Here is a 14,678-nt window from a genome sequence, read left to right as displayed (position 1 = left end):
AAGGTACCGCCGGAGGGTTCTCGACGTTGGGCGGGCGCGTCTACTACGCCGGAGAGCCTGTTCTCGATGAAGATGGACGCCCGGTTCTTCCCCGGCTCATCTTCGATGATGCTCCCTTGGGAGCGGGAGCCAACGGTGTGGTCTTTCGGGCGATGCATCGTGTGCTCTCCACCGCTCAGGTCGTCAAGCTGTACATCCCGGGCGACGAATCGGTGACGCGAAAGGCCCGGCTTGAGGCCTCCAAGAACGCCAATCCCGACGTCCGAGACGTGGTCGCGCTCGTCCACGACTCGGGCACCTTTCGCTACCCCAGGCCGATCGCATTCTCAGTAATGGAGAGCGTTGCCTCGATCGAGACGCTGCGACAGTGGTTCGAAGCGAGTGAGGAGTGGCGGCGCGTGCTCGACCGCCATGCCGAGGAGGAGGGGTTCAACAGCGCAGAGACGCGGGAACTGATCCGCACGACGATGCTGCAGGAGCACTTGAACGCCTTGTCGGGTTATCTCATCTCGGTGATCACTCTGCACAGCAGAGGCGTCATTCATGGGGACCTGAACACCGGGAACCTTCTGATTGAGGGGGAGTCATCACTCGCCGAACGCTGGAGCCTTCGGCCGTACTCCTCAGACAAGGGCGCCGGGGAACTGACGCCGCACCGGATCAAGGTCATCGATCTGGGTTCGAGCCAGGTCGTCGGAACGTCGTCGGAACTGGGAGAGGCTCGGGAGAACGTCTTCCTCGTCAGCGCCGTACGGCGCTTCCTGAAGCCGATGTTGGAGGGATCAGGGGTGACGATCATGGACCTGCTCCGTATCGAGCAGGAATCTTCAGGAGGGTCAGAGAGATTCCAGCCCTACGTCACGCGGGACTCGCACCACAGCGTCGATCCGTATGAGCTGAGCAGCGACCTGCTCCGTCTGACGTTCGTTCTGAATCTTGTGCTGGGCTATTCGGACAGCTCGATGGGGAACGGTGACGACGCGAGTTCCACATTCGATCCTCGCGGATACAGCGATCTGATGCAGCTCGCTGTGGAAGAAAGGGTGGATCCGCAGATCCCCGGTTTCAGTGGGCGGGCGGCCACGGCGATGATGCTCTTGTCTGAGCGGTCACGGGGACAACTCATCGACTGGACCCGGGTGTTCGAATTGTGGAGGGAGCTTCATCCCGGGCTGCTGGACGGATTCCGGCCGCCGCTCGCGAGTGCCGGCGACCGGTAGCATGGTCAGGTGAATCCCTCGACTGAATCGAGGGGTGCGGCGAAGAGGGCGCTCCTCTCTCTCGCCATCGGCAGCTTCGGAATCGGCATGACCGAGTTCGTGATCATGGGTCTGCTGCCCGACATCGCATCCGACCTGCTCCCTGCTCTCTCGGCGACCAGCCAGGAGGATGCGATCAGCCAGGCCGGCTGGTTGATCTCGCTGTACGCGCTCGGCGTCGTGATCGGCGCACCCACGATCGCCGGTTTCGTGGCACGCTATCCGCGGCACCGCGTGATGATCGTGCTCGCTCTCGCGCTGACCGTCTTCAACGCGCTCACCGTGGTCCTCCCGACGTTCGAACTGGTCGGGATCTCTCGGTTCCTCGCCGGGTTGCCGCACGGTGCGTACTTCGGCATCGGAGCGCTGGTCGCCGCCGACGTGATGGGCCCCGGCAACCGCGCCAAGGGCGTGGCCTTCATCCTCACCGGACTCACGGTCGCGAACGTGGTCGGCGTGCCGTTGGGCACGTACCTCGGCCAGGAGTTCGGCTGGCGCGCGGCCTTCGCCGTCGTCGCCCTCGTGTTCGCTCTCGCCACGCTCTGCATCACGTTCTTCGTGCCGAAGCACCCTGGCGAGCCCGGACGCACCATGCGTCAGGAGCTCGGGGTGTTCCGCATCCGCCAGGTGTGGTTCACGCTGGGTGTCGGTGCGATCGGCTTCGGCGGTTTCTTCGCCGTCTACAGCTACATCGCACCTCTCGTGACCGAGGTCGCCGGATCGCCTGCGTGGGTGGTCCCGATCGTGCTCGTGCTCATGGGCCTCGGGATGACGGCGGGAAACCTGGTCGGCGGACACCTGGCCGACATCGATCTGCGCCGCACCCTCCTGTATGGGCTCGCGGCGATGGCGCTGGTCTTCGCGATGCTCGCTCTGCTGTCGTTCTGGATCGTGAGTCTGAGCCTCATCGTGCTGATCGTCGGGTTCGTCTCGTCGGTGCTCAGCCCGACGATCCAGACAAGGCTCATGGACGTCGCCGGCGACAACCAGTCGATCGCGAGCGCGATGAACCACTCCGCACTCAACATCGGCAACAGCCTCGGTGCGTTCCTGGGCGGCGTCGTGATCGCTCTCGGATGGGGGTTCACCGCTCCCGCCTGGACAGGCGCAGCTCTGGCGATCGCGGGACTGCTGATCGCGCTGCTGTCATACCGGATCGAAGCGCGTCGACCTGCGGTGCCGGTGCTGGTCGCGTCGTAGAGTGACGGGGTGAGCGACCCCGAAGAGTCTCTGCCCGTCGCCGGTACTGTCGTGCTGCTGCGCCCTGCGGCGGCGGGAGTCGAGGTGCTCGTGATGCGCCGACCCGACAGAGGATCGTTCGCCGGAGCATGGGTCTTCCCCGGCGGCAAGGTGGAGGACGTCGACCGCAGACCAGGAGCGCCCGAGAGCGAGGATGCGCGCCGCGCCGGCATCCGCGAGACCTTCGAGGAGGTCGGCCTCGACGTCGACGAGCTCGTGGCCCTGTCGCAGTGGCAGCCGCCGCGTGAGGCGCCGACGCGCATCCGCACCTGGTTCTTCCTGGCGGCAGCCCCGGATCAGCAGCCGTCGCTCTCGGCGGACGAGGTGAGCGAGATCGAGTGGGTCAGCCCCGCGGACGCCCTCGAACGGCACGGGTTCGGTGCATGGACGCTGTTCCCGCCGACGTGGATGACTCTGCACCGGCTCACCGTGTTCGACGACGTCGAGTCCGCTCTCGCCTCGGCAGGGACCGCGGAACTGTTCCAGACGCGGGTGCAGGACGCGGGTCGCGTGTTCGCATGGGCGCAGGGGCGGCTCGACGCCACCCGTCTGCCCTGGACGTTCGCGCCCGACTGACGCCGACCGGAGGGACGGTCAGCTTGCGAGCAGTCGACGCAGGTGCGTGCCGACCGCTTCGCTCTCGATCAGGAAGCCGTCGTGGCCGAAGTCGCTCGCGAGCACCACGGCCTCGTTGCCGTCGAGGGTGTTCGGGATGCTGCGGGCGATACGGTGCTGCCCGTCGACGGGGAAGAGCCGATCGCTGTCGATGCCGAGCACGAGCGTGGTGGCGGTGACCGAACGCAGCGCCTCCTCGACGCCGCCGCGGTCGCGTCCGACATCGTGCGAGTTCATCGCCTCGACGAGCGTGATGTAGCTGTTCGCGTCGAAGCGGCGCGTGAACTTGTTGCCGTGGAAATCGAGGTAGGACTCGACCGCGAACCGTCCGCCGTGACCGAGAGGCGAGACATCCGACTGCCACGAGCGCTGGAAGCGCTGGTTGAGCTCGATCGGGCTGCGGTAGTTCAAAAGCGCCATGCGCCGGGCGAGGGCCAGGCCGCGGTGCGGACCCTCTCCGTCGCTGAGGTCGTAGTACTCACCGCCCTGGAACCGCGGGTCCATGCGGATCGTGCCGATCTGCACGGTGTTCAGCGCGATCTGGTCGGCTGTCGTCACCGGGGGAGACGAGAGCACCGCGAGACGCTCGACCCGCTCCGGGTGTGTGGTCGCCCACTCCAGTGCGTGCATGCCCCCCATCGAGCCGCCGATCACGGCGGCCCAGCTGTCGATCCCCAGCGCGTCGGCGAGACGCACCTGGGCGGCCACCTGATCGCGGATCGTCAGGTAGGGGAACCGCGAGGCCCACTCGTAGCCGTCGGGGGCGACGCTGGCCGGTCCGGTGGAGCCCTGGCATCCGCCGAGCATGTTGGGGGCGATCAGGAACCAGCGGTCGGTGTCGAGGGGAGCTCCGGGACCCGTGAGCTCCTCCCACCAGCCGGCCGTGGGGTGCCCGGCACCGGCGGGACCGCGTACGTGGCTGTCACCGGTGAGGGCGTGCAGCACGAGCACCGCGTTGTCGCGCGCCGCGTTCAGCTCGCCCCACGTCTCATAGGCGAGGCGGATGCCGGGGAGCTCTGCACCACTCTCGGTGCGAAACGCCCCGAACGAGGCGAACTGCCGTCCGCCGACCGGGTCACCGTCACGCCAGGCTCCGGTGGCGGGAGGACGTGCACGCAGCAGGCGCACATCGGCCTCCGTCACGGGCGCCGATGGCACCGTGTCCTCGGAGGTCGTCTGCCAGTCCATGTCTCCATTCTCGCCTGACCGGACGACGGTCCGCCGAAGGTTACGGCGCGGGGTCGCGCGATGTCGCGGAGTTGCCCGGTCAGAAGCGGAAAACCTCGGTCGTTCCGCAGCTGACCCGGGCGTTTCCTGCGGTCAGGGGCGCACGGGCGTCCGTTATGCTCAGGCCATGCGACGGATGACGAAGGCAACCGCCGCCGCGGCGATGGTCTGCGCGACCGTCGCCGTGACGGGATGCTCTCCGTTCGACGCCTCCCCGGAGCCTCGTGAGTCGCGCGCCCCCGTCGCGGCCGTCATCGAGGACGAGTACGACGGCTACTACGACGCGATCGCGTCACCGGTCTCCGACGATGACTCGGTGGGCGCCATGTGGGGCTCGTTCGGCGTGGGCCGGGACATCGCACCCGTCGGCTGGTCGCACGCGAGCGCGGCGCCCGGCGCATACATCGTCACTGTCGAATGCGCTGGCTCCGCCGGGATCGACATCCGTTTCGAGCAGGCGGATCATCTCCGGGACACGACGAGTCGGCTGCACTGTCCGGGGAGCGTGTCATTCGACGTGACGACCACGGAGCCCGGTTTCACGGTCGGGCTGGACAGCGCCGGCGAACCCGGCGCATATCGCATCTCGGTCGCCGCGCGCGTCACATCCTGAGCCGCGCGGCCGGGCCGAGAACCGTCAGGGCGTGATCGACGTCATCGTGGCCAGATGGTCGCTGTTCCCGGCAGGGGCGGTGGTCGATGAGAGCACGGAGAGTCCGCGTACGAAGACCTGATCGATGCGCGCGAGCGGGAACGCCGCCGGCCACGTGAATCCCAGGGTTCCGTCGGTGGGGCGTACCCAGTCGGCCTGCGCTCGGATCGCCGACAACGCAGGGTCGGCGGAGGTCGCGTTGAAGTCCCCGACGGCGATCAGCGCCGAGGCGGGGTCGGCCGCGACCGCTTCGGCGAGGCCGGACAGCATGGTGTCGCGATCGTGCTGGTGTCCGGGGCGCACGGAGGCGGCATGGAGGACATAGACGGCGAGCGGCGTGGCCGGGGTCCGCACGTCCACGCGCAGTGCGCGTTTCCAGCCGAGGCCGAGGAACAGCGGCTCGGCGTCGGTGATCGGATACTTGCTCCAGATCGCCACCGTGCCCACGGCGGAGGAGTACGGGTAGTCGGCGGCGAGGGTGTCGCGGGCAGCGGAGAGGCTCTCGCCATCGAGCTCGGTGAGCGCGATCACGTCGGCACCGCTACGTGCGAGTTCGGCAGCGGAGGCTGCGGCACCGCCGGATTGTGCGCGCACGTTCTGACTCGTCACCATGATCGGGGCCGTTCCCTCCGCGCCCGAGACGGGAAGCGCGGCGAGAGTCGGCGCCATCGCCAGGGTCCAGACGACGACGGGGACGAGCACCAGGACGATGACGCGGCGAGCGAGGAACACGGCGGTGACCAGCACGGCAAGCAGGCCCAGTCCGAGCCAGGGGAGGATGGCGGCGCCGGCGGTGCCGATCACGCCGGGGATCCAGCTGCATACGACAGCGAGGAGCAGGATCATGGCGGCGACCGCCAGCTGCCGCGCGCGCCGTGTCTTCAGCCGTCTCGGGGAGCGCTGCTGCAGGTGCGTGTCGATCGTGCTCTCCTCATGGTGAGCCTCCATTGTCGACGAGATCGGCTGAGCGACAGCCGAACGGGCGGCATCGCGCGGCGCGGACAAAGGCCGCGACGCAGAGATGCCCCGGACCGCGAAGGTCCGGGGCATCTCTGCTCTCTGAGGAGGAGACTCAGGCGCGAGCGGCCTCCGTGACGCGGCGAGCCGCGGCGAGAGCCTGGTCGAGGTCGGCCTTGAGGTCTTCGATGTTCTCGATACCCACCGAGAGACGCACGAGTCCAGGCGTGACGCCCGCGGTGAGCTGCTGCTCCGGGGTCAGCTGGGCGTGCGTGGTGGACGCCGGGTGGATGACGAGCGAGCGCACGTCGCCGATGTTGGCGAGGTGGCTGAACAGCGAGAGGCTGTTGACGAACTCGCGACCGGCCTCCACGCCGCCCTTGAGCTCGAACGACAGCACGGCGCCGACGCCCTTGGGGGCGTACTCGTTCGCCTTCGCGTACCAGGGAGACGAGGGCAGACCGGAGTAGTTGACCGTCGCGACATCGTCACGGTTGTCGAGCCACTCGGCGATCTCCTGCGCGTTCTGCACGTGGCGCTCGATGCGCAGCGACAGCGTCTCGATGCCCTGGATGAGGTTCCAGGCGCTCTGCGGAGCGATCGCGGAGCCGAGGTCGCGCAGCAGCTGCACGCGGGCCTTGATGATGTAGGCGAGCGGGTCGCCGACAGCTGCGGTGTAGCTGGCGCCGTGGTACGAGGGGTCCGGAACCGTGAGGCCGGGGAACTTGTCGACGTTCTTCGACCATTCGAACGAGCCGCCGTCGATGATCGCGCCACCGATGGTGGTGCCGTGACCGCCGAGGAACTTCGTGACCGAGTGGACGACGATGTCGGCGCCGAACTCGAACGGACGGATCAGGTACGGGGTCGCGATCGTGTTGTCGACGATGAGCGGCACGCCGGATTCGTGAGCGACGTCGGCGACCGTGCGGATGTCGAGGATGTTGATCTGCGGGTTGCCGATGGTCTCAGCGAAGAACAGCTTCGTGTTCGGCCGGACGGCGCGACGCCATTCCTCGGGGTCGTCCTGGTTCTCGACGAACGTGACCTCGATGCCGAGCTTCGCGAGCGTGTACTTGAACAGGTTGTACGTGCCGCCGTAGATGGAGCTGGAGGCGACGAAGTGGTCGCCGGCCTCGGCGATGTTCAGCACCGCGAAGGTCGAGGCGGCCTGACCGCTGGCGAGGACGAGGGCGCCAGTGCCTCCCTCCAGAGCGGCGAGGCGCTGCTCCAGGACGTCCTGCGTCGGGTTCTGGATACGGGTGTAGATGTTGCCGAACTCTGCGAGGGCGAAGAGGTTCGCCGCGTGGTCCGCGCTGTCGAACACATAGGAGGTGGTCTGGTAGATCGGCGTGGCGCGAGCCTTCGTGACCGGGTCGGGAGCAGCGCCCGAGTGGATCTGCTTGGTCTCGAAACGCCAGGTCTCGGGTGCGGACATGTTGTTCCCCCTGGAACTCGTGGAAGGTCGATGGCAGATGCCGTTTCAGTGAGAGTACGGAATATTCCCTCCTGTCAACAACGAGTGGGAAATGTGACGTAACAGTGGGAGCCGCCGAAAAGACGCGGAACATCGTACGGTGGAGGCATGGCCAACAGACGTGCAGTGGTGACAGGTGCGAGCTCGGGAATCGGTGCGGCGACGGTGCGCGCTCTCCGATCCAGCGGATGGGACGTCGTCGGCGTCGCGCGACGACAGGATCGGCTGGCGGCGCTCGCCGCGGAGACCGGCGCATCGGCGATCGCCTGCGACCTGACCGACCCCGACGCGGTCGACGCGCTCATCGCCGAGCTCGAGAAGTCCGGCCCCGTGCACGCGCTCGTGCAGGTCGCCGGTGGTGCGCGCGGCACCGATCGCGTCGAGGACGCATCGATCGAGGACTGGCAGTGGATGTTCGACGCCAACGTGTTGGCGACCCAGCGTCTGGTGGCGGGCCTGCTGCCGTCGTTGCGCCGTGCCGCCGAGGCGGACGGTCACGCCGACACGATCTTCGTCACCTCCACGGCCGCGCAGTCCGCGTACGCCGGGGGTGCGGGGTACAACGCGGCGAAGGCGGCGGAGGCGATGCTGGTTCGAGTGCTCCGCCAGGAGTTGAACGGCGAGCCGATCCGCGTCGTCGAGGTCGCCCCCGGCATGGTGCACACCGAGGAGTTCACGCTCAACCGCCTGGGAGGAGACGCGGTGGCGGCCGAGGCCGTCTACGCCGGTGTCGACGCACCTCTTCTCGCCGACGACGTGGCCGACGTCATCCGCTACGCGCTGGAATCACCCGGTCACGTGAACCTCGACCTGATCACGATGCGCCCGGTCGCCCAGTCGGCACAGCACCTCCTTGCGCGCGGGCCGCTGCGCGTGCGCTCCATCGACTGACGATGGCGCGGACTCTCGCGGAGCTCGCCGACGACGGGCTGATCGACGTCGGGTGGGCGCAGGCCCTGGCTCCCGTGCAGGACGACATCACCGCCCTGGGGGAACGGCTGCGGGGCGAGCAGGAAGCGGGCCGCGGCTACCTCCCCGAAGGGCGTCACGTGCTGCGCGCGTTCCAGCGGCCGCTCGCGGATGTGCGGGTGCTCATCACCGGACAGGACCCGTATCCGACGCCAGGGCATCCGATCGGGCTGTCGTTCGCGGTCGACCGAGAGGTGCGACCCCTGCCGCGCAGTCTCGGCAACATCTACAAGGAGCGCGAGACCGACCTCGGCATCCCGCCCGCTCCGCATGGCGACCTCACGGCGTGGAGCGACCAGGGCGTGCTCCTGCTGAACCGCGTGCTCACGGTGCAGCCCGGAGTCGCGGGCGCTCACCGCGGCTGGGGCTGGGAGAAGGTGACCGAGCTCGCGATCCGCACCCTCGTGGCGCGCGATCAACCGCTGGTCGCGATCCTGTGGGGCAAGGATGCGGCGAACCTGCAGCCGCTCCTCGGCGACACTCCGGTGATCGCCTCGGCGCATCCGTCTCCGCTGTCGGCCCGCCGCGGGTTCTTCGGCTCCCGCCCGTTCTCGCGTGCGAATGCGTTGCTCGAGGGCAGGGGCGCGGCGCCGGTGGACTGGCGGGTGGAGGGCGAGCCCCTCGTTCCCTCAGAGCGGCTCGTTCCCTAAGCTGGGCGCATGCAGTTCGAACCGGGGGACCGACGCCGCGTGCTGCCACGTCATCTGCGCCCTGCTGCTCCGGTCGAGGTCTTCTCGTACACGATCCGCCCGGTCAGAGCCACAGACCTCCCGCATGTGCGCGAGATCTACAACCACTTCGTGAGCAACTCCGCGGTGACGCTCGACGAGCGGCGCAGCAGCATCCCGTACTGGCGGGAGAAGTTCGCTCTGCTCACCAAGCTGAATCTGCCGTTCCTCGTCGCGGTCTCACCGGGCGGCGTGGTGCTGGGATACGCGCTCGCACAGCCCTGGGCGGGGAAGAACGCCTACCGCTACACCGTGGAGGACTCGATCTACCTCGGCCCTGGTGCGGGGGGCAAGGGGCTCGGAGCCGCCCTGCTGCAGGCGTTGATCGACGCATGCGCGCAGATCGGCATCCGTGAGATGGTCGCCGTCATCAGCGACAGCGGCGCGGAGGCGTCGATCCGCCTGCACGCCAAGCTCGGCTTCGAAGAGGCAGGGCGCATGGGTCGCGTCGGCTTCAAGTTCGGTCGCGAACTCGGCACGGTCTACATGCGGCGTGCACTGCGTCCGAGCGGCCGGCGCCGCGGGCTCTTCTCCTCGAGTCGCGGCCGCTAGTCCGCGGCGTCGCCCGAGTCGCCCGACGGGATCACGGGGATCGCCGAGAGCAGGGCCTTGGTGTAGTCGTGCCGGGGGCGCAGCAGCACATCGTGCGTGGATCCGCGCTCGACGATCGCGCCGTCCTTCATCACGACCACCGTGTCGCACAGGTTCTGCACCACGCCGATGTCATGCGACACGAGCACCAGGGTGAGGTCGGTGGTGCGGCGCAGTTCGATCAACAGCTCCAGGATCTGCGCGCGCACCGTGACGTCGAGCGCAGAGAGCGGCTCGTCGCCGATCAGGATGCGCGGGCGGTGCACGATGGCGCGGGCGAGTGCGATCCGCTGGCGCTGCCCGCCGGAGAACTCGTGGGGGTAGCGGTCCGCCATGTCGGGCTCGAGACCCACCTGCGCGATCACCTCGCGCACGCGGGCTCGGTGGTCGCCCTCGATGCCGAGTGCCCACAGGGGCTCGCCGACGATCTGTCCCGCCGACATGCGGGGATCGAGGGACGCGTAGGGATCCTGGAACACCAGCCCCGTCTCTCGGCGCAGCCAATGCAGCGACTTCGCGGAGGCGGACGCATCCACCGTTCGGCTATCGATGCTCACCGTGCCCGCGGTCGGACGGTCGAGCCCCAGCAGTAGACGGATCAGTGTGGACTTGCCGGATCCGGATTCGCCGATGATGCCGACCGACGAGCCTTCGATGACATCCAGGTCGGTCGGCGCGAGGGCGGTCTGCGTACGGGTGCGCTCGAAGGTCGATCGCTTCGGCACGAAGAAGTCGCGGCTCAGCCCGCGTGCCTCGATCAGGCTCACGGCTCACCTCCTTCCGGACGCCAGAGCGTCGCCGTCGCATCGCGCAGCAGCCCCTGCGTGATCGGCGACGTGGGAGCCGTGAGCAGCCGCTGCACGGAGGCGGCTTCGACCACCCGTCCGTGCTCCAGCACGACGCCCTCGATGGCGACCTGGGCGAGCACGGCGAGGTCGTGAGTGATGAACACCAGCGACATCCCCTCCTCCTCGACGAGCGAGAGCAGCAGCGAGAGGATCTCCGCCTGGATGGTCACGTCGAGCGCCGTGGTGGGTTCGTCGGCGATCAGCAGTTTCGGACGGCACGCGAGCGCCATCGCGATCGCCACGCGCTGTCGCTGCCCCCCGGAGAGCTGGTGGGGGTAGCGGTCCACGATCGACGCGGGATCGGGGAGACGCACGCGTGCTGCCTCGGCGATCGCGCGTTCGCGTGCCTCGCGTCGACCGATCCGCTCGTGGATGCGGATGGACTCCGCGATCTGACGGCCCACAGTCCTGATCGGGTTGAGGGCCGTCCGCGGCTCCTGGAACACGATGCCGATGTCATCCCCGCGCAGTCGGGCCAGCTCGCGGTCGGGAAGGCCGATCAGCTCGGTGCCGTTCCAGGTGATGCTCCCGCTCGCGGTCGCACCGTCGGGCAGCAGGCCGAGCACGGCCAACGCCGTGAGTGACTTGCCCGATCCGGATTCACCGATCAGGCCGACGCGGGCGCCGTCCGGCACATCGAAGGAGATGCCGTCGACGACAGGGCGTCCGTCGATCTCGATGACCAGATCCTGCACGGAGAGCGTCATGCGACCACCGCCGGGATGTGGGTCTCGGCGGCGCGGTGGCGCAGCGTCGGGTCGGTCGCCTCGCGCAGCCCGTCGCCGAGCAGGTTCAATGCGAGCACCGTGATCGTGATCGTGAGGCCGGGCCAGATCACCGACAGCGGATGCACGCCGATGTAGCGCTGCAGGTCGGCGAGCAGGATTCCCCAGCTCGGCTCGACCACGGATGCCCCGAAGCCGAGGTACGACAGTCCAGCCTCTGCCAGCACGGCCACCGCCATCGACCACGACAGCTGCACGATGAACACGGGGGCCACGTTCGGCAGCAGGTGCCGCAGGAGGCTCTGTGTGGGAGTGAGCCCCGAGGCCTTCGCCGCCAGCACGAAGTCGCTCTGCTGCACGCGGCGCAGCTCGGGTCGCGTGACACGGGCGATGTTCACGCCGAACCCGATGCCGACAGCCCAGATGACGACCCACAGCGATCCGCCCCAGACCGAGGAGATCATCATGGCGATCAGCAGGACGGGGAAGGCGATGAGGATGTCGACGAAGACCGCGACCGTCTCACGGATCCACCGGACGGTGAGGGCGCCGAGCGCAGCCAGGGCGATGCCGATCACGGTGGCGACGATGCCGGCGCCGACGCTGACGAACACGGCCGTGCGAGAGCCGGCCATGATGAGGCTGAGGATGTCGCGCCCGGTGTCATCGGTGCCCAGCAGATGCGGCCAGCTCGGGGGAAGCCAGCGATCGCCGATGTCGGAGGACTGCGGATCGAACGGCGTCCAGAACGCCGACACGATCGCGGTCACCGCGATCACGGCGACGACGATGAGCCCGAATCGGCCGGTGGCGGTCTGCCAGAGTCGGCGGAGCCAGAGGGGGGTCATGCGGCCTCCCTCTGTCGGGGATCGATCGTCCGGTGCAGCAGGTCCACGAGGAATCCCACCACGAGGACGAAGCCGGTCAGCACAAGTAGCTCGCTCTGCACCTTGATCAGGTCGCGGGTGCCGACGTCGGCGACCAGCATCCGCCCGATGCCCGGGAGCGTGAACAGCTGTTCGATCACGACGGAGCCGACGATGATGCCGGCGACCTGCAGTCCCAGCACCGTGATGATGGAGAGTCCCACCGCGGGGATGCCGTGCTGGATGAGGGCGCGTGTGCGAGTGAGTCCCTTCGCGGCGGCGGTGCGCACGAAGTCCTGCCCTGCCGCCTGCAGCGTGGCGCTGCGCACGAAGCGCATGAGCATGGCGCCCTCGACGATGCCGATGGTCAGCGCCGGCAGCAGCAGCGATTCGATGGCCTTGCCCGGAGTCGACCATCCGGTGCGCGGGAATCCCTGTGGTGGCAACCAGCCCAACCAGACGGAGAACACGACGATCAGCATCATTCCCGCCCAGACGACCGGTACGGCGGCCAGTGCCTGCGCGCCGACGCTGAGGGCGGTACCCCCGCGGCGGCCGCGCAGGATCGCGGCGAGGACGCCGAACGGCACCGCGATCAGCACGGCGATGAGCAGCGACATGATGCCGAGCGGCACCGTGACCTGCGCTTTGAGGAACAGCTCCTCGCCGACCGACGCGCCGGAGAGGAGCGAGGTGCCGAGGTCACCGCGGAGGATGCCGCTGATCCAGTCGGTGTACTGCGCGAGCAGCGGCTGGTTCAGACCCAGCGATTCCCGCAGCGCCTCGACTTCGGCGGGGGAGGCCTGCGTGCCGGCGATCAGCTGCGCGACATCGCCGGGGAACACGCGGAGGGTGAGGAAGATGAGCACGCTCGACACGAGGAGCCCTGCAATGAGCAGGGCTCCTCGGACGAGCGCATAGCGGATCACGAAGTGGCGACCGCTGCTTACTTCTCGGCCGACACGGTGACGTCGGCGAGGTTGATGCGCGAGTTGATCGAGTCCTTCGGGAATCCGGAGACCGTGGGGTCGACGGCCGTGATGGTCTCGCCGTTGTACAGCCAGTCGGCGGCGTGGTCCTCGGAGACGATGCGAGCGGCCTTCTCGAGGAGATCGGCGGACTTGTCGGGGTCCACCTCCGCCTGCGCCTGCGAGTACAGGTCCTGCACCTCGGCGTTGTCGTAGCCGAAGTAGTAGTCCGGGTTGGCGAAGTTCCCGAAGTCGCGCGGCTCGACGTGCAGCACGAAGCTCAGGTCGTAGTCGTGGTTCGTGTAGACGTCTTCGAGCCAGGTCGGGAACTCGACCGAGTCGACCTTGAGCGTCACTCCGACCTTGTTGAAGTCGGAGATGAGCACCTTCGGCACGGTCGTCCCGTAGAACGACGGGATGGTCAGGGTGAGCTCGAGGTCTTCCTGTCCGGCCTCGGCCAGCAGCTCCTTGGCCTTCTCGGGGTCGTACGAGATGACGTCCGAGAGGTCTTCGTACCCAGGGTCGAGCTCGGGGATCGGGCCGTACAGCGGGGTTCCCGCGCCGACCGCCTCGATCAGTGCGTCGTGGTCGATCGCCAGTCGGAGCGCCTCGCGCACGCGGACGTCGTCGAGCGGAGCCTTCTTGTTGTTGAAAGCCAGCGTCGCCTTGTCGGTCGTGCGGCCCTTGGTCAGGGTGAAGTCGCCCTCGAGCTGGGAGGCGAGGTTCGGGTCGACGGCGGTGAGCACCTGCACATCCCCGGCCAGCGCGGCGTTCACGCCCGCGGTGAAGTCAGGGATGTACTGGAACTCGACCTCGGCAACGCCGGCCTTCTCGCCCCAGTAGTCGTCGTTGCGCGCGAAGGTGATCGTGCTGCCCTTGTTCCAGCGCGTGAGCGTGAAGGGGCCGGTGCCGTTCTCCGCCGTCTTGAGGTCGGTGGCGTCGTCGGTCTTGAACACGAGCCCGGCGGGGCCGGTCAGCGCGAACAGGAAGTTCTGGTTCGGCTCGGAGAGCTCGATCTCGACCGTCGTCGCATCCGGGGCCGTGATCGAGGTGACGGACGCGAACTCCGCGTTGCCCTGCACGGTCTCGTCGGTGCGCACGGCCTCGTAGGACGAGACGACATCGGCAGACGTCAGCGGGCTGCCGTCGTGGAACGTGATGCCGTCGTTGAGGGTGAAGGTGTAGGTGAGGCCGTCGTCGGAGACCGTGTAGTCGGAGGCCAGGCGCCCCTCGATCTCGTTCTCCTGCGTGCGGGTGACCAGGCCCTCGTAGATGTTGTCGATCAGGATCTGCTCGATCGCTGCCCCGCTGGTGTGGCGGATGTCGAGGTTGGTGGGCTCGAGCACGAGGCCGACCTGCAGAGTGGCGTCGGGGTCGGGGGTGCCGGTGGACGTGGCGGCCGGCTCAGGGGTACCGGAGCAGGCGCTCAGGATCACGGCTGTGGCCGCGAGCGCGGAGATCAGCGCGAGACGACGGGTGCGTCGGAACATGGACATTTCCTCTCGGTGCGGCAGGTGCTGTGTGCCGGTGGGTCGAGCCTAGGGATCAGTGGGCGGG

15 protein-coding genes are annotated in these 14,678 nt (G+C 68.2%); 7 read left to right on the top strand and 8 right to left on the bottom strand.

The genetic code is table 11. From position 1 onward, the window contains the following. The first annotated feature begins 26 nt into the window (after positions 1 to 26). Genes ACIOVG_RS00680 through ACIOVG_RS00670 form a run of 3 tightly spaced genes read left to right on the top strand, consistent with a single transcriptional unit; the run spans position 27 to position 3,074 of the window. Entirely contained in the window at positions 27 to 1,220 is a 1,194-nt protein-coding gene (locus ACIOVG_RS00680; RefSeq protein ID WP_400868066.1) for a hypothetical protein, read from the top strand. A gap of 9 nt (positions 1,221 to 1,229) precedes the next feature. Then, on the top strand, positions 1,230 to 2,459 hold the full coding sequence (locus ACIOVG_RS00675) for an MFS transporter (RefSeq protein WP_400868064.1): 1,230 nt from the start codon (positions 1,230 to 1,232) through the stop codon (positions 2,457 to 2,459). 9 nt (positions 2,460 to 2,468) lie between these two features. Beyond that, on the top strand, positions 2,469 to 3,074 hold the full coding sequence (locus ACIOVG_RS00670; protein WP_400868062.1) for an NUDIX hydrolase: 606 nt from the start codon (positions 2,469 to 2,471) through the stop codon (positions 3,072 to 3,074). An 18-nt stretch (positions 3,075 to 3,092) separates the two neighbouring features. On the opposite strand, the gene ACIOVG_RS00665 is transcribed toward ACIOVG_RS00670, so the two are convergent. Further along, positions 3,093 to 4,301 carry a homoserine O-acetyltransferase gene (locus ACIOVG_RS00665; protein ID WP_400868060.1) on the bottom strand — a complete coding sequence of 403 codons (1,209 nt, stop codon included), beginning with the start codon at positions 4,299 to 4,301 and terminating at the stop codon, positions 3,093 to 3,095. A 175-nt stretch (positions 4,302 to 4,476) separates the two neighbouring features. Here ACIOVG_RS00665 and ACIOVG_RS00660 point away from each other — a divergent pair, with 175 nt between their 5' ends. Next, positions 4,477 to 4,953 (top strand): hypothetical protein, encoded by a 477-nt coding sequence (locus ACIOVG_RS00660; RefSeq protein ID WP_400868058.1) that lies wholly within the window; start codon positions 4,477 to 4,479, stop codon positions 4,951 to 4,953. Positions 4,954 to 4,977: 24 nt separating this feature from the next. Here the strand turns inward: ACIOVG_RS00660 and ACIOVG_RS00655 are convergent, their stop codons facing one another. Continuing rightward, positions 4,978 to 5,940, bottom strand: a complete 963-nt coding sequence (locus tag ACIOVG_RS00655) for an endonuclease/exonuclease/phosphatase family protein (protein WP_400868056.1) — start codon at positions 5,938 to 5,940, stop codon at positions 4,978 to 4,980. A 124-nt stretch (positions 5,941 to 6,064) separates the two neighbouring features. Continuing rightward, positions 6,065 to 7,387, bottom strand: coding sequence for a bifunctional o-acetylhomoserine/o-acetylserine sulfhydrylase (locus ACIOVG_RS00650; RefSeq protein ID WP_400868054.1), 1,323 nt, complete (start codon positions 7,385 to 7,387; stop codon positions 6,065 to 6,067). A 147-nt stretch (positions 7,388 to 7,534) separates the two neighbouring features. Between ACIOVG_RS00650 and ACIOVG_RS00645 the strand changes: the two genes are divergently transcribed. From ACIOVG_RS00645 to ACIOVG_RS00635, 3 genes are read left to right on the top strand one after another with little or no spacing between them, the layout of a single operon-like run. Beyond that, on the top strand, positions 7,535 to 8,317 hold the full coding sequence (locus ACIOVG_RS00645) for an SDR family oxidoreductase (RefSeq protein ID WP_400868052.1): 783 nt from the start codon (positions 7,535 to 7,537) through the stop codon (positions 8,315 to 8,317). A gap of 2 nt (positions 8,318 to 8,319) precedes the next feature. After that, the gene (locus ACIOVG_RS00640) at positions 8,320 to 9,045 is read left to right on the top strand and encodes a uracil-DNA glycosylase (protein WP_400868050.1); all 726 of its coding nucleotides are present in this window, start codon (positions 8,320 to 8,322) and stop codon (positions 9,043 to 9,045) included. Between the two features lie 9 nt (positions 9,046 to 9,054). Beyond that, positions 9,055 to 9,675 (top strand): GNAT family N-acetyltransferase, encoded by a 621-nt coding sequence (locus tag ACIOVG_RS00635; protein WP_400868048.1) that lies wholly within the window; start codon positions 9,055 to 9,057, stop codon positions 9,673 to 9,675. On the opposite strand, the gene ACIOVG_RS00630 is transcribed toward ACIOVG_RS00635, so the two are convergent. Genes ACIOVG_RS00630 through ACIOVG_RS00610 form a run of 5 tightly spaced genes read right to left on the bottom strand, consistent with a single transcriptional unit; the run spans position 9,672 to position 14,611 of the window. Next, the gene (locus tag ACIOVG_RS00630) at positions 9,672 to 10,481 is read right to left on the bottom strand and encodes an ABC transporter ATP-binding protein (protein WP_400868046.1); all 810 of its coding nucleotides are present in this window, start codon (positions 10,479 to 10,481) and stop codon (positions 9,672 to 9,674) included. The genes ACIOVG_RS00635 and ACIOVG_RS00630 overlap by 4 nt on opposite strands. Further along, entirely contained in the window at positions 10,478 to 11,269 is a 792-nt protein-coding gene (locus ACIOVG_RS00625) for an ATP-binding cassette domain-containing protein (RefSeq protein WP_400868044.1), read from the bottom strand. Before ACIOVG_RS00625 ends, ACIOVG_RS00630 begins: the two co-directional genes overlap by 4 nt. Continuing rightward, positions 11,266 to 12,135, bottom strand: coding sequence for an ABC transporter permease (locus tag ACIOVG_RS00620; RefSeq protein ID WP_400868042.1), 870 nt, complete (start codon positions 12,133 to 12,135; stop codon positions 11,266 to 11,268). Before ACIOVG_RS00620 ends, ACIOVG_RS00625 begins: the two co-directional genes overlap by 4 nt. Further along, the gene (locus ACIOVG_RS00615; RefSeq protein WP_400868040.1) at positions 12,132 to 13,082 is read right to left on the bottom strand and encodes an ABC transporter permease; all 951 of its coding nucleotides are present in this window, start codon (positions 13,080 to 13,082) and stop codon (positions 12,132 to 12,134) included. Before ACIOVG_RS00615 ends, ACIOVG_RS00620 begins: the two co-directional genes overlap by 4 nt. Positions 13,083 to 13,099: 17 nt before the next feature. After that, positions 13,100 to 14,611 carry an ABC transporter substrate-binding protein gene (locus ACIOVG_RS00610; RefSeq protein WP_400868038.1) on the bottom strand — a complete coding sequence of 504 codons (1,512 nt, stop codon included), beginning with the start codon at positions 14,609 to 14,611 and terminating at the stop codon, positions 13,100 to 13,102. Positions 14,612 to 14,678 lie beyond the last annotated feature (67 nt).

This window comes from Microbacterium sp. NPDC087591, assembly GCF_044743625.1.
Taxonomy (GTDB): domain Bacteria; phylum Actinomycetota; class Actinomycetes; order Actinomycetales; family Microbacteriaceae; genus Microbacterium.
Note: the sequence above shows the minus strand (reverse complement) of the source record. Positions and strands in the feature narration are given on the sequence as shown.